Here is a 14345-nt window from a genome sequence, read left to right as displayed (position 1 = left end):
CTAGATAAAAATTACTTAGTTATGATAAACTTTTTGGTAATCGTTTTGTTACCCATATTCACCTCTAAAAAGTACATTCCGTCAGATAAACGTGCTACATTGATTTTATCTTGCGATAATTGATCTTGCATTACTGTTTGCCCCATATAATTGACGATTCTAAAGGATACATTTTTTTGATTTATATTTTTTACAAATAACACTCCATCTTTTATCGGATTTGGATACAATACCAAATCATTTACCAAAAAAGGTTCATCTCCTTTAGAAAGTAAAGTAGTGCTAATATTTACGGTATAATCTTCTACTTCTCCATAGGTAAAGGTATCACATGGTCCAGATGCTGTACTGTATTTCATAGATACCCGCATTCTTGTATTACCTGCCACAGCTGTAGTAGGAACATCAAAATTAAAAGATTGATTAGCACTACTATTGGATAAATTTGATACAATCTGCTCAGCAGCATCAAAAGTCCCATTTTGATTATAATCAATCCATATACTCCAATATTCTCTATATGCCGTATTTGCAAAACCGGCACTTACTACAATTGTATTTGTTCCTGTTCCGATATTTGCAATTAAATTGGTAAAATCTCCATACCCTGCATTTGCAGCTGTCGTATTTGTAATACCACCTAGCCCCACATAATCGATATATTCATAACTTACATTGTTTCCTTTAGAATCACAATATGTAATTGAAGTATCAGATGTAGTTGCACTAGCTGTATTACTAGATGAAGAAATATTTCCTGCCGCATCTTTAGCCTTTACAGAAAAAGTATAGCTAGTATTAGGTGTCAATCCAGTAACAGTATAACTGGTGCTTGTCGCCGTTGTAACCAAAGTAGCTCCCTGATATACTTCATATCCCGATACTCCTATATTATCTGTCGAAGCATTCCAGGATAACCCAATAGTAGTCGAAGTAACCGACGATGTTGTGAGTCCAGTTGGTACAGAAGGAGCTTCTGTATCGGGAGCAGAAGATTTTATACTAATATTATCTATTGCCATATCACTTCTAAAACTTGTTCCTGTAGTACCTTTAAACTGTAGTTTTATGACCGATCCGGCGTATGCAGTAAGATCTATTGTTGCTTGGTTCCAAGTATTACCCAGATCCCCGCTCTTTGTCCATAATGATGTGTAATTAGCTCCATCATCTGTACTCACTAAGACTTCCATACTTCCCATATTAGATCCATACATATGATATCCAAATTCTAAAGAAATACCAGAAAGAGTTGCCAAATCAATACAAGGGCTATTAAGAAGTGCTGTTTTATTTGGGCTTCCTGGTGGTGTAACATTTGTAGATGCCTCGGTATATAAATAGAAAGTACCATCTTGAGCCGATGACGGTCCTGTTGACGATGAGGAAGTTCCTCCAGAATCTCGTGTCCAATTAATATCATCTCCGGTTGCATTAGTCCAAAGGCCCAAACCAGTTTCAAAACTTTCTGTATATGGGAAACTATTTACCCCTGTGCAAGCTTGAGTATCTGTAGTTGTAAAGTTTATTAAAGTACTATAAGGAGAACTTGCTCCTCCTGCGCAATTACTTCTTACCTGAGCTTCATATTGAGTTGTAGCAGTTAACCCGGTTATGTTAATTGTATTTGTATTGGAAGACAAAGTAGTCCAATTCGAACTTCCAGTAGCACGATATCTTACATCATATGTAGCTCCAGAATTAGCATTCCAGTTCAATGTTGCTGTTGTAGGTTGTATATTTGATGCTGCTAATCCTGTTGGGGCTACTCCACCAATAGGTGTTAATTGAACATTTTTAACCACTGCAGCATAGTCTGCTACTGTTACCCCGGTTAAAGTAAGTGATTCATAACATTCTGCTTCGTATAAAATATCATAAGTTCCTGCTTTTATAGGTCTGTAATAATCTCCTTCTGGTAATTCTGTGGGTGTCCAGGAGTCATAACTCTCACGACCTACAACAGTTACTTTGGCTTGTATTGGCTGGCTGGTTGATGCATCGGTTACTACTCCGCGAATACCATAATTTATTTGTTTCAAAAATGCCAGAAGTGCTTCTCTATTATAGTTCCAATAATTTACCAATTGATTAGCAGGGGGAGTTTTATTGTTTGACAGTTCAACAGTAACTTCCCTTCCTTTCTGATTATATATTTGGTAATCCTGTCTACCTCCTTGTACCTCATACCATGCATACCCGTTTGTAATACCATTATTTTGTCCGGTAAAATATCCTGAAGGACTATTCGCCTGACAGTGATCTCTGTATTCTTTAGATACATAAATGAAGTAATCCTCATCGGGATGTGCTCCTGCGTATGTATCCCATGGGTAGTTGATTAATTCTATTCCGCCATGAAAATTAGCAGACAATACAAAATGTTTGGTATCAGCAAAATTCATAAAAGCAACAGTTTCTGTCTGATAACTGTTACCATCTGGATGTGCCCCATCATCTGGATCGGGGTAATTTCTATTTAAATCTACATTATTAGCATTTCCTCGGGTAGCATTAGCAACAGATGTGTTATTTGCACTATTGCGATATGTACCATCAGGATTTGCCAGTGGATTAATCCATACCTCATTATTATCCAAAAGGGTTTTGATCTCAGCGTGTTTTGGATGACTTGTATTCTTATAAGCTCCTAGTAAATAATCAATAAGATTAAGCATCATAGGGTATCCTGCGATCTCATCACCATGCATAGAAGAAGTATACATTACTCGAGGTTCTTGCTCGTTTTGGTTTACATTATCTGATAATTTCACAAATAATATCGATTTATCTCCTTCTCCTGTAGCTCCGATATTTTCTACTTTACATAAAGATGGATTATTAGTGGCAAAATCATTCATCATTGTTACATAATCAGCATATGTTGGGTATGCAGTAAGTGGAAATGTAGCGGCTTTTATCGCCAGATCAGAAGTCATAGTTCTATACCCAATGATATTATCTTCTGAAGTTAGGGTAAAAGGAACATTCTTTTGTAGGAAAGAAGAAAATTGGCTTTTATTAGCCATTACTTTAACACTATTGGTATTTTCATCAAAATGAACAATAGCTAATTCTTTGGTAATAGTACTTAATTCTGCTTTGTTATTGATTGTGAAGCTAAAAATCACTTCACCTTTTAGGTTCAGATATTCGTTGGCGAGCTCTTTATTACTTTTTTGCGCAAAAAGAGAAATGCTTATGGTGCAATACACCAACAGCATTAACATGATGTTTTTTTTCATTGGTTTTAAGAGTAATTTAAATTGAGTTAATATTTAGGTTTTAATGATATCGTGTAATAAATATCAAACCTAAAGGTACTAAATTCGTGAGAATTAAGTAGAAACGTTATTTTCTTTGTTTTTAGAGAAGGCTCCTATTAATCCTTTCTTGTAGAAAACAATATAAAAAAACGACACAAAATAATTACTACAAATACACTATATAGCCTCTTTTTTTACTATATCACCATCCAGTTTGTTGTAGAGGTTTCGGGAGTAATTTCGACTTCATAATCTCCCAAATCTCCTATTTTTTCTGGTAATTTTCCTTGAGAAAGAGCATTAAACATAGGTGTAGGGTCGGCATCGAATGTAACTACCCTAAGAGTTTCATCCATTAGAGTATCAAGTACAGCAACTTCATAGTTAAGTAATCGATCTAACCAAGGAAGTTTATAGTCTTTATGCATTAGATAAGCAGCAAAATTCTTAGCTTCTTTATGACTTAGTTGTTCGGGAGGGTAATGTTTCCAAAAATCATTAAGAATGGCAGCAAATACTTCCATCCCTAACACCAACATCATATATCGTGTTGTAAGTTTAAAAATTCGAGCTACCATAGAAGCTCTAAATTCTTTTATTAACTTTTGATAAATTTTAATTCTTTCTTCATTCTCTAGCACATTATGTTCATCTACTCGGCCAATAACATGATTACCTAGCATGTTTTCCCATGCGATAGGATCAAATTCCTGATTAAGTTTTTGAATATTACATACCGTCTTAGGCAATTTTTCTTCTTCAGAAATATGATATTGCTCTTTTCTGTTTTCCCAAAGTTCTCTTACTTTTTCCATTTCAGAAATAATAAGAGCATCACCAACTACAGGAATATAAGAATCAAATATTTCATAAGTAACAGCCTTTAAATTAGTAAGATCTGGTAAAATTTCTTTTGTTATAGCAAGTAACCTTTTATCTATAGGTCCAGAATGAGAATCCATCCATAAATTATTTAATTCGGTTCCTCCTGCAATATGCATTTCTACTACATGCTCTAGTGGTATTTCTTTTAAGAAGTTTGTAATACTTTGACGACCATTTAATTGATTAGCAAAAATATTGTGAATATCTAATAATATTCCACATCCCGTTTCTCTACATAATTCTGCAACAAAACTTCCATCATTCATTTCATGACTATTGGGTTTTAGATAATTTACCCCGGTTTCAATAGCTATTGGTTTTCCTATTTTATCTTGAAGATACTTTATGTTTCGTATGGCTAATTCCAACCCTTTTTTTGTTTGGCAAGGCGGAAGAAAAAAACCAGTATTAAATTCGGTAGTGGCGTTAAAACTAAGATGTTCTGTTACCCAGGGGCTCTCAAAAAGAGTTGTAGCATATTTAATTAATGCTAACTGATCATTTTTGGGCAGTAAGCTTCCTCCTACAGGCGCTCCTATGCTATGTACTAATTTATGATATGGTAGTTTATGTATTTCTTCAAAAACTTCTGTTGGTACCTTCAAGTTGTCATTTTCATCTCTGATGCACAATGTTTGAGGTTCTATTTCAAACGTATCAATTAGCCCATTAGGGAAATTAATATTGGCCACTGTAGGCGAGTAAATAATGCCTACCCCTAATTGTGGTAGGCATTCTAATTCTAGCGTTTTTTCAATTACACCCATGATTTGTTTTAAAAATTAAAATCAAACTGGTTTTGAAAGAATATATCATTCCCAGAACAACATGCCAGGCATCCTATTTCTTCAAAAATACTTTTTATAGCTTCATCAATCTTACCAATATCATAAGATACTGCCGGGGACACCCCAACATTTAGAGTTTTTGTTGCTATTAATTTACTAGGTTGTGGAGAAGGATCTCTAAAAGCCAGTGATCGTGAAACTACATTTTCTCTCGGGTCTAAAACGTAATCTCTAATCGTCTGAAAATAACAATCTACCCCAGAGAAACATTTTGGACATCCCAATTCATCTAACAGCTCATGAATACTATTTTGAAAGGCTTTTGCATCATACGCAACTTTTGCTGGGATTGATAATCTTACTGCCCCTCTTCCCACTCTTTGATTACTTTTCATCTTTTTTTGTGTTTTAATTATTAATCACATAAAAATACTAACACAATCAGTTGTAAAACAGAGTTTTACAACTATAAAACATAAGGTAAACACCCCATAAATATATGGGTGTTATACTCCTTAAAAATCTACAATAATATTAACAGTGTTTGCTAAAGTAATATGATCAAAATGCCGTATATTTAAGGATAGATCTCTTCTTGTCAACACATTACACATGTAGACAATACACACACATTTTATTACTTAAAAACCTTTAAATCTAAAATTATGAGTATCTCACAAGCATCCCCTAAAAGTAAAATGGAAAGACCAAACTTTAAGGACCAATATGATAATTATATTGGAGGAAAATGGACCTCACCAGTAAAAGGCCTATATTTTGAAAACATCTCTCCGGTTGACGGAGTTAGCTTTACCAAAGTGGCTCGTTCTACCAGTGAAGATATAGAACTTGCAATTGACGCTGCATGGGCTGCTGCACCAGAGTGGAACAATTCTTCTGCCACATATCGTAGTAACTGTTTATTAAAAATTGCAACGGTATTAGAAGAAAATCTAGAAGTATTAGCCCGGGCAGAAACCTGGGATAATGGAAAAGCATTACGCGAAACTCTTGCTGCAGATCTTCCATTAGCGATTGATCATTTTAGATATTTTGCAGGAGTAATTCGTGCAGAAGAAGGCTCGGTTAGTGAACTCGACGCCAATACGGTATCTATAAATGTACCAGAACCTCTGGGAGTTGTTGGGCAAATTATCCCATGGAATTTCCCTTTATTAATGGCCACTTGGAAAATTGCCCCAGCACTGGCAGCAGGAAACTGTGTTATTTTAAAACCAGCAGAACAAACTCCTGTTGGGATTATGATCTTAATGGAACTTATCGAAGGTATACTTCCTGCTGGTGTTCTTAATGTAGTAAATGGTTTTGGAGTTGAAGCAGGTAAACCGTTAGCATCAAGTCCACGTATTAATAAAATAGCCTTTACCGGAGAAACTACTACAGGGCAGCTTATCATGCAATATGCATCAAAAAATATCATTCCGGTAACTCTGGAACTTGGAGGGAAATCACCAAATATCTTTTTTGAAAGTATCATGGAGGCTGATGATGAGTTTTTTGATAAGTCTTTAGAAGGAGCAGTAATGTTTGCTCTCAATCAGGGAGAAGTATGTACTTGCCCTTCCAGAATTTTAATTCAGGAAAGTATATATGACCAATTTATAGAACGTGTTATTGAGCGTACAGAAGCTATTAAATTAGGGCATCCATTAGACCCCGAAACGATGATGGGAGCTCAGGCTTCTAATGATCAATATGAAAAAATACTAAACTATCTTTCTATTGGAAAAGAAGAAGGATGCGAAGTATTAACAGGAGGAGAATCTGCCTATATCGAAGGGCTCGAAAATGGTTACTATATAAAACCTACACTTCTAAAAGGGAATAACAAAATGCGCGTATTTCAGGAAGAAATCTTTGGTCCTGTGGCATGTGTTACTACGTTTAAAGATGAGGCAGAAGCTATTGAGATAGCTAACGATACATTATATGGATTAGGTGCCGGAGTATGGACTCGTGATACTCATCAGGCTTATCAGGTTTCGAGAGCAGTACAGGCAGGTCGTGTTTGGGTAAATTGCTATCATACCTATCCAGCACATGCTCCTTTTGGAGGGTATAAAAAATCTGGAATTGGTAGAGAAACCCACAAAATGATGCTTAATCACTACCGCCAAACTAAAAACATGCTCATATCTTACGATAAAAAAGCGATGGGCTTCTTCTAAAAAATGAAAAAATGATATCACGTATTAAGATTACCGATGCAGCAAAAGCTGTAATCGATACCCTTACTGCAAAACACGGGGAGTTGATGTTTCATCAAAGTGGAGGATGCTGTGATGGCTCCTCCCCGATGTGTTTTCAAAAAGGAGAATTAATGATTAATGAAACAGATATCTGGCTGGGCAATATTCATGGTTGTGATTTTTATATGTCTGAAGACCAATTCGAATATTGGAAACATACACAATTAACTATAGATATTGTAAAAGGTAGGGGATCTAGTTTTTCACTCGAAATCCCTATGGGAATTCGTTTTATCATCAAATCAAGAATATATACCGAACAAGAAATGAAAGAGCTAAGTGCTATCCACGTTGGTGAAATATAGATGATCAAACAGCAAGTGATATCTACTATTCGATATAACATGATAGTAACATTAATTATTTATATTAGTCTATATTAAAAATGAGAGCAATCTCTTGTAAAAAGATTAATAAAAAAATGAATGAATGACCTTAGTTGTGGATTTTATTTTAGTAGTTGGTATTACTATTACTGTTTTAATTCTATTTTTATTAATAAAATCAAAAGAAAAGCAATTACCTAAGTATATTCTTATTGTTCTATTTGTTTTTCTATTATTTGTTTCTATATTTTTTTACGCCGATTTACACGACATCCATGTATTACAGTGGATAAGTTTTGTTCCTTTCGATATTACTCAGTGGTTAATAGGTCCATTATTATTTTTATACATTAAATCTTTGTTTCATAAAAAGGAAAAATTGATAAGGAACACCATAGTACACTTTATTCCTTTCTGTACTTATCTTGTGTTTATTTCAATTCCTGAACTAATATCAGATATCATTAAAAAACCAGTATTTAATTATTTAGATTTTTATTTCGAACATTCGGTTATAGAAGCAGAGCTCTCTAATTTGTATACTCTTTTCTACCTTTTCTTATCTTTTAAATTATTTTCCCGCTATAGAAAAGCCATGAAATCTAATTATTCTAATCTTACCGAGAAAGATGCTGGGTGGATTAAACATTTATTATTAGGTAGTGGGATAGTTATTAGTATTGATTTACTAATATTGCTCTATCAGCATATTTTTGATTATCCAGATACAGATCATGGCTATATCACGGTTATAGCAATGATACTTCTCATTTCGTACTTAGGATACTATGGTATAAATCAATCAAAAGTATTGTTACCAGATTTTTTAATCCTTGAAGATACTCCCGAAACTACCAAAAAAGAACGTATTCATCACTTATCAAATTCGACTGATGCAGAACTTTCTGAACTAAGATTAAAGCTAGAACAGGTACTAAAAAATGAAAAACCATATCTGGATGAAGAACTTACTCTTATAAAATTAGCTCAACTCATCCCCACTACAGATAAAAAACTTTCTGCTCTTTTAAACCAGTATATGAATGTCTCTTTCTACGATATTATTAATACCTATCGAGTAAACGCTGTAAAAGAAAAAATAAATTCTGCTAAATACGAAAACTATACACTTTTAGGAATCGCTTATGAATGTGGCTTCAGTTCTAAAACCAGTTTTTACAGGATATTTAAAAAAGAAACGGGGGTTTCTCCTTCAGAATATAAAAATAGGCTTTAATCATTCTTTATTTTTATAAAAATTGGTTCCAATGTATCCATTGGAACGCTTGATACTTATTTTATTTTTTGATTTGTGGTAGAAAATATTCTAATACATGATAAAGATAATTCTAATAATAGCCCTGTTTGCGCTAAATCAGATATATTCACAGGATAATGATAATGAAGAGCATATTAACTCTTTGACCTGCGAATTAAAAATGTTACAAAAACAAGGGTATATTAATGGTTTTTCTGTTGCTATTGTAAATAAAGATGCTGTTTTATATAAAAAAGGGTTTGGGTATGCAGATGTGTCAAAGAAAAAGGAATATACACCTCATACCATACAAAATATTGCTTCGGTTTCTAAAACATTAATCGGTATTGCTTTAATGAAAGCTCAGGAACAAGGAAAACTTAATCTTGATGATCCTGTAAACATACATTTACCTTTTAATGTGATCAATCCTCACTACCCACAAACACCAATAACAATTAGGCATTTAGCTACGCATACATCAACAATACTAGACACCAAATACTATGACAAATCTTATATTCTGAAAAATAATAAAGGGACAGATAAAGGTATACTCATGAAAAAATATCGAATTTTTAATGATCCCGAAGAAACTATTGCTCTACCGATTTTTTTGAGAAACTTACTTTCTATAGATGGAGAATGGTACAAAAAGAGAAACTATCTCAAAAATAAACCTGGATCTATTTTTAAATATAGCAATATAGGAGCTACTTTGGCTGCTTATATTATAGAGCGTGTAACGGGGATTCCGTATGATGAGTATACTATTGCACATATCTTAAAACCATTAGGTATGGATGCGTCGGGTTGGTCATTTGATACCATAGATATGGATAACCACTCTATACTTTATTCAAGTAGTAATGATAGTTTACCAAAATATTCTCTTATTACATATCCCGATGGAGGTTTATTAACAGATATAACTGATTTCAGCAAGTATCTTATCGAACTCATTAAAGGATATTACGGAACTGGTACTTTATTGGATAAAAATAGTTATACAAAACTATTTAAAGAGCAACTTTCTTCTAAAAACTTACCAAACAGAAATACTAAAAACCCATACAATGAAGAATATAATAGTGGTCTTTTTATGGGGATAACTCCTGTTGGCTATATAGGACATACTGGTAGTGATCCTGGAACAGAGACCTATATGTTTTTTAACCCCAAAACTGGAACAGGTAAGATATTAGTGATAAATACGGCTATTGTTACAAAAGAAGATTACAGGCATTACAAATCTATAATGAGTGTTTTGGACAAGTACGAACGTCTTCTAACATACGAATCAAAGATATAACCGATAAAGCTACTTGTTTTTAGTTCCTACCAAAATCCAAATCGTTTTATCTGTTTCATTTTTCCATTTTCCAAAATCCTTAATTTCTTTAGTGATCAAAAATCCTGCTTTTTGTAATTCTTTCTTCACATATTTTAAAGACAACGTATGTGCTTCGGTCTGCTCTGCTCTAGATGTATTGAGCATATGTTTTTTAAATTTCTCAATGATTACAATCCTTCCTCCTTGTTTTAGTGCATTTTTTATATGATCCAGAATTTTCATATAATCATCCATCTCATGATATGTATCCATTACAACAACTACATCTAATGCTTCATTTGGTAATTTAGGGTTATCATAATCTCCAACTACAGTTTTTATATTTCGAAGTTTACGATCTTTAATATACTTATTTAATTTTTCGATCCTATCTTCTCGTACATCTACCGCATAGACTTTTCCTGATTCTCCTACTTTTTGAGCCAGATGCATCGTAAAATACCCTTCGTGACAACCAACATCTGCAACTGCATTACCTTGCTCTACTTCTGCAAGTTTAAAGATTTCTGGTACATTCATCCAGGTATCTCTTTCTTCCCAATCTGTTTTTTTGTATTGGGCATAACTCATCTCTATTATCAATATCAAAATTGATAAAACCAAAAACTGTACTCGTTGTTGTCGCATATTAAATATTTTTACAACTGCTTTAGTTTTCAAAATACTTTTAAATTGAATACAGTAGACCTACTTTATGAAAATTTTGTGTTTTAAACACATCGATATTACTCTATAAACACTCGATCTTCTCCTTTAAATTCGGGAGTTTGTACAGAAATTACTTTCAACGGTATTTTGGATAAAACTTTTACAGCATGTATAGTTTGTTCTGGTATAGTAACCCAATCCCCTTTTTGTACTATAATTTCTTTATCATTTAATTGTACACTTGCTTTACCTTCTAAAACTAATACTTGTTCGGTATGTTTTATATGTTTATGAGGTTTGACATTCTTTTTAATCCATATTACAAAAGTCGAAGTATGTGTATCGGTATACACTTTCTTAACTAGTATATTATCATAGTCCCGATCGGGCTCAAAATCCAGAATTGCATTTTTAGTTTGTGCAAAAAGCCCTGTTGAAATGATAAAACAACAAATAATGGATATAACGTTCATGAATTTCTATTTTAGCGAATTAGATTACGATTTTTCGGATTCAAACTTTGCTCCTGTAGGTGCACGATATCCTGAAAAAGGGAGTTTTAATAATTTACCCACATTTGCATTTGAATCCACATCTGGATAGGTATCTACCCCATATATCAAATCCTCATTTCGTATTTTGGCAAAAGTGCCAAAAATTCTATCCCAGATAGAAAAGATATTCCCATAATTTGTATCTGTATATGGTAATACATAATGATGGTGTACTTTATGCATATCTGGAGAAACTATAATCCAACTTATCATATCATCTACCTTTTTTGGTAAAGATATATTGGCATGATTAAATTGAGATAATACTACAGATAAAGATTGATACAACATGATTATACCTATAGGAGCTCCCACAATAAATACGGCCAGAGTAGTAAACAAAAATCGAATAATACTTTCTCCCGGATGGTGTCTATTAGCTGTTGTGGTATCTACATGATTATCGGTATGATGTACAAGATGAAACATCCATAATGGTTTTATGATATGTTGAACATAATGTGCCAACCAGGCTCCTATTAGATCCAGTAAAGCAATACCTAATATTATTGTAGCCCATAACGGTAATGCTAACCATTGTAATACTCCAAATTGGTTAACTACTGTCCAATCACTGGTTTTAAGTAATATGAAAGCCAATACAAAATTGATAACTATAGTTGTTAGTGTAAAAAATATATTGGGCCATGCATGTCTAAACTTTTTATAATTGAATTTAAACAAAGGCATAGCATATTCTATACCCCAGAAAAAAGTAATCCCTCCTACCAAAATTAAACTACGATGAGATGATGGTATCGTTTCAAAATAATTAATTATACTTTCCATACACACAAAATATTCTATTTTTAATAATTAGACAATTGTTTTTCTATAAATATGATTGATATAATGGTGGTTCACTTTTTTAAGCAACCAAAAAGTTGCATATTAAATATATTTATTTATATTTGCAACCATATAGTTGCATATTAATCTAAAAACTTAATACATATGAAAGATGTAATAATCAAAGAGAAAATACTTAATCACCCTATCGATAAAGTATGGAACGCTATAACCGATGCCAAAGAGATTTCGACCTGGTTTATAGAAGCAGATTTTAAAGCCGAAAAAGGATATCAATATATCTTTAACGCTTCTGGAGGAGATTGCTCTCCTATAAAAGGCGAAGTAAAACAAGCAAATCCCTATACTTTAGTATATTCGTGGATTGTAACAGAAAAACCAATAGAAACTACTGTTAAATGGGTATTAGAAGAAACCGAAGGAGGAACTAAACTATACCTAGAGCATTCTGGTATTTCTGGTTACAAAGGAGAAACTGCTGTTGAAATGTTTAATAGTTTTAATGGTGGATGGGATAATTGTATTTCGGGATTAACCGATTACCTTAAACAAATGGTTCATGCAGGATAGAATCACCACAATATTAAAAGCTGTTGCAGATCCCACCAGACGTGAAATTTTTCACGCTTTGGTGGTTGCAGCTACTGCCCTACCTATAACTCAGATATCAAGTCAATTCGATATTAGTCGCCAGGGTATTACCAAACATCTAAAAACCCTAGAAGGAGCAGGTTTGATTAATATAGATACTAAAGGAAGAGAACGTTTTTGCCAGGCCAATGCCAATCCTTTGAAAGAAGTAAATCAATGGTTAAAGTTTTACGAACAATTCTGGGATGGCGCTCTAGAAGATTTAAGTAATTATTTAGACACCATGTCTTAATATTATAATGTATTGAATATTAAGTACTAGAATCGTTTTTTAATTGTTCTGTAACCCACTTAATTGCTTCTTCAATATTCTCGAAAGACACGATACCTTCTTGGTAAAACATATTTTCTATTCTTATACTTGTCTTCTGAGTTTCGTTGTACGTAACTGCAGCAAAAGCCTTTATATTAGGAAATACATCCTTTATTTTCATATAATCTGTAGCTTCTAGTGAATATGAATTTATTCTATGAGAGATATAACCAAAAGAGCGATTACCAAAATGTAAATTTGTTAATAGAGATAATGTCTTTGCTTTTTCATAATCAAAACAAACACCTTCTGCCACTTCAATGATCAGATAATTTACATAGAAAAAAACTTTACCTAGCTCAAGATTATATTGTTTAATAAGTTTGTCATTCTTTATAGGATCTGACATATTTAATATTCAGGTTTTAGAGTAAAAAATCAGAATATAAACGTTTCTACTTTTTTAATGAGCTTTAGAAATTACTTAGTTTTTCGTTTTCTTCTGATTAAAACTTGTTAATTCTATATATTTCAACTTATAAAACCAAGCAACCCTATACTAAAAGTACTAATAATTATCGGTATTTTGTAGTTACTAGAATTATATCAATTCATATGAAAAGGTATCTCTTTCATCTATTGTGCTTTAAAAAATTAGCATCTATAAAACTCTTAATTTGTATTTCATTGAGTTTCTAATTACATTGTTACAGCAAAACAACTTAATATCAATAGATTATGGAAACAAAAACAAAAACACCCGTATGGTTTTGGATTATTAGCGTCTTAGCACTTTTATGGAATATTATGGGGGTAATGGCATATATTGGTCAAGCTTTTATGACAGATGAAGTATTGGCCACCTTGCCAGAAGGAGAGCAAAATTTTTATAACAATACGCCAGCTTGGGTAACTGCTGCTTTTGCTATAGCAGTATTTGCAGGAACTTTAGGCTGCCTTGCGTTACTCCTTAGAAAAAAATGGGCTTCTCCTCTCCTACTTCTTTCACTCATTGCCGTTATTGCACAAGCAACATACAATTTCTTTTTACAGGATTATGTGGCATTATCAGGCAATCGAGTTATAATGCCAATTATAGTTATCGTCGTTGCTATCTTTTTAGTTTGGTTTTCGAGAAATTCTATAGCTAAAGGGCTGATTTCGTAATAAATAACATTTTACTATATACTATATTATTGCCTGAATCACGATTGTTGATTCAGGTTTTTTTATGAATTTATTTTTATATACAGAGTAAAATCATATCAGATCGATTTCATCA

The 14345-nt window shown here is 33.0% G+C and carries 14 protein-coding genes; 7 read left to right on the top strand and 7 right to left on the bottom strand.

Annotated features, from left to right (window positions below):
* Positions 1-11 precede the first annotated feature (11 nt).
* The 3 genes from DK441_RS24185 to DK441_RS24175 all read right to left on the bottom strand — a co-directional run bounded on the left by DK441_RS24185 (position 12) and on the right by DK441_RS24175 (position 5334).
* A complete protein-coding gene (locus DK441_RS24185; RefSeq protein WP_109853121.1) occupies positions 12-3245 on the bottom strand; it encodes a M14 family zinc carboxypeptidase in 3234 nt (1077 codons plus the stop codon).
* A 218-nt stretch (positions 3246-3463) separates the two neighbouring features.
* Complete coding sequence (locus tag DK441_RS24180) at positions 3464-4918, bottom strand: DUF692 family multinuclear iron-containing protein (RefSeq protein ID WP_109853120.1); 1455 nt, start codon at positions 4916-4918, stop codon at positions 3464-3466.
* Positions 4919-4926: 8 nt separating this feature from the next.
* Complete coding sequence (locus tag DK441_RS24175) at positions 4927-5334, bottom strand: hypothetical protein (protein ID WP_109853119.1); 408 nt, start codon at positions 5332-5334, stop codon at positions 4927-4929.
* 270 nt (positions 5335-5604) lie between these two features.
* Between DK441_RS24175 and DK441_RS24170 the strand changes: the two genes are divergently transcribed.
* From DK441_RS24170 to DK441_RS24155, 4 genes are all read left to right on the top strand, one after another.
* The gene (locus DK441_RS24170; protein ID WP_109853118.1) at positions 5605-7128 is read left to right on the top strand and encodes an aldehyde dehydrogenase family protein; all 1524 of its coding nucleotides are present in this window, start codon (positions 5605-5607) and stop codon (positions 7126-7128) included.
* Positions 7129-7139: 11 nt separating this feature from the next.
* Positions 7140-7514, top strand: a complete 375-nt coding sequence (locus tag DK441_RS24165) for a DUF779 domain-containing protein (protein ID WP_109853117.1) — start codon at positions 7140-7142, stop codon at positions 7512-7514.
* Between the two features lie 124 nt (positions 7515-7638).
* A complete protein-coding gene (locus DK441_RS24160) occupies positions 7639-8772 on the top strand; it encodes an AraC family transcriptional regulator (protein ID WP_109853116.1) in 1134 nt (377 codons plus the stop codon).
* 97 nt (positions 8773-8869) lie between these two features.
* Entirely contained in the window at positions 8870-10105 is a 1236-nt protein-coding gene (locus DK441_RS24155) for a serine hydrolase (RefSeq protein WP_109853115.1), read from the top strand.
* A gap of 9 nt (positions 10106-10114) precedes the next feature.
* Here DK441_RS24155 and DK441_RS24150 read toward each other — a convergent pair whose 3' ends face one another.
* The 3 genes from DK441_RS24150 to DK441_RS24140 form a co-directional block, all read right to left on the bottom strand.
* Positions 10115-10774 (bottom strand): class I SAM-dependent methyltransferase, encoded by a 660-nt coding sequence (locus DK441_RS24150; protein WP_109853114.1) that lies wholly within the window; start codon positions 10772-10774, stop codon positions 10115-10117.
* A gap of 98 nt (positions 10775-10872) precedes the next feature.
* The gene (locus DK441_RS24145) at positions 10873-11268 is read right to left on the bottom strand and encodes a cupin domain-containing protein (RefSeq protein WP_109853113.1); all 396 of its coding nucleotides are present in this window, start codon (positions 11266-11268) and stop codon (positions 10873-10875) included.
* A gap of 24 nt (positions 11269-11292) precedes the next feature.
* Positions 11293-12138, bottom strand: a complete 846-nt coding sequence (locus DK441_RS24140; protein WP_109853112.1) for a sterol desaturase family protein — start codon at positions 12136-12138, stop codon at positions 11293-11295.
* A 165-nt stretch (positions 12139-12303) separates the two neighbouring features.
* Here DK441_RS24140 and DK441_RS24135 point away from each other — a divergent pair, with 165 nt between their 5' ends.
* Together DK441_RS24135 and DK441_RS24130 are read left to right on the top strand one after the other, a co-directional pair.
* Entirely contained in the window at positions 12304-12729 is a 426-nt protein-coding gene (locus DK441_RS24135) for an SRPBCC domain-containing protein (RefSeq protein WP_025663814.1), read from the top strand.
* The gene (locus DK441_RS24130; protein WP_109853111.1) at positions 12719-13042 is read left to right on the top strand and encodes a helix-turn-helix transcriptional regulator; all 324 of its coding nucleotides are present in this window, start codon (positions 12719-12721) and stop codon (positions 13040-13042) included. Before DK441_RS24135 ends, DK441_RS24130 begins: the two co-directional genes overlap by 11 nt.
* Before the next feature lie 19 nt (positions 13043-13061).
* Here DK441_RS24130 and DK441_RS24125 read toward each other — a convergent pair whose 3' ends face one another.
* Entirely contained in the window at positions 13062-13472 is a 411-nt protein-coding gene (locus DK441_RS24125; protein WP_109853110.1) for a hypothetical protein, read from the bottom strand.
* 329 nt (positions 13473-13801) lie between these two features.
* Here DK441_RS24125 and DK441_RS24120 point away from each other — a divergent pair, with 329 nt between their 5' ends.
* On the top strand, positions 13802-14230 hold the full coding sequence (locus DK441_RS24120; protein WP_074406287.1) for a hypothetical protein: 429 nt from the start codon (positions 13802-13804) through the stop codon (positions 14228-14230).
* The last annotated feature ends 115 nt before the right edge of the window (positions 14231-14345 follow it).

Source organism: Aquimarina sp. AU58 (assembly GCF_900312745.1).
GTDB lineage: Bacteria > Bacteroidota > Bacteroidia > Flavobacteriales > Flavobacteriaceae > Aquimarina > Aquimarina spinulae.
The sequence above is the reverse complement of the archived record's forward strand: the minus strand, read 5'-3'. Positions and strand labels throughout refer to the sequence as shown.

What these genes read in the sequence shown, in the direction of transcription:
- DK441_RS24185 (WP_109853121.1), bottom strand. Translation starts at nt 3,245, where the DNA reads ATGAAAAAAAACATCATGTTAATGCTGTTGGTGTATTGCACCATAAGC.
- DK441_RS24180 (WP_109853120.1), bottom strand. Translation starts at nt 4,918, where the DNA reads ATGGGTGTAATTGAAAAAACGCTAGAATTAGAATGCCTACCACAATTA.
- DK441_RS24175 (WP_109853119.1), bottom strand. Translation starts at nt 5,334, where the DNA reads ATGAAAAGTAATCAAAGAGTGGGAAGAGGGGCAGTAAGATTATCAATC.
- DK441_RS24170 (WP_109853118.1), top strand. Translation starts at nt 5,605, where the DNA reads ATGAGTATCTCACAAGCATCCCCTAAAAGTAAAATGGAAAGACCAAAC.
- DK441_RS24165 (WP_109853117.1), top strand. Translation starts at nt 7,140, where the DNA reads ATGATATCACGTATTAAGATTACCGATGCAGCAAAAGCTGTAATCGAT.
- DK441_RS24160 (WP_109853116.1), top strand. Translation starts at nt 7,639, where the DNA reads ATGACCTTAGTTGTGGATTTTATTTTAGTAGTTGGTATTACTATTACT.
- DK441_RS24155 (WP_109853115.1), top strand. Translation starts at nt 8,870, where the DNA reads ATGATAAAGATAATTCTAATAATAGCCCTGTTTGCGCTAAATCAGATA.
- DK441_RS24150 (WP_109853114.1), bottom strand. Translation starts at nt 10,774, where the DNA reads ATGCGACAACAACGAGTACAGTTTTTGGTTTTATCAATTTTGATATTG.
- DK441_RS24145 (WP_109853113.1), bottom strand. Translation starts at nt 11,268, where the DNA reads ATGAACGTTATATCCATTATTTGTTGTTTTATCATTTCAACAGGGCTT.
- DK441_RS24140 (WP_109853112.1), bottom strand. Translation starts at nt 12,138, where the DNA reads ATGGAAAGTATAATTAATTATTTTGAAACGATACCATCATCTCATCGT.
- DK441_RS24135 (WP_025663814.1), top strand. Translation starts at nt 12,304, where the DNA reads ATGAAAGATGTAATAATCAAAGAGAAAATACTTAATCACCCTATCGAT.
- DK441_RS24130 (WP_109853111.1), top strand. Translation starts at nt 12,719, where the DNA reads ATGCAGGATAGAATCACCACAATATTAAAAGCTGTTGCAGATCCCACC.
- DK441_RS24125 (WP_109853110.1), bottom strand. Translation starts at nt 13,472, where the DNA reads ATGTCAGATCCTATAAAGAATGACAAACTTATTAAACAATATAATCTT.
- DK441_RS24120 (WP_074406287.1), top strand. Translation starts at nt 13,802, where the DNA reads ATGGAAACAAAAACAAAAACACCCGTATGGTTTTGGATTATTAGCGTC.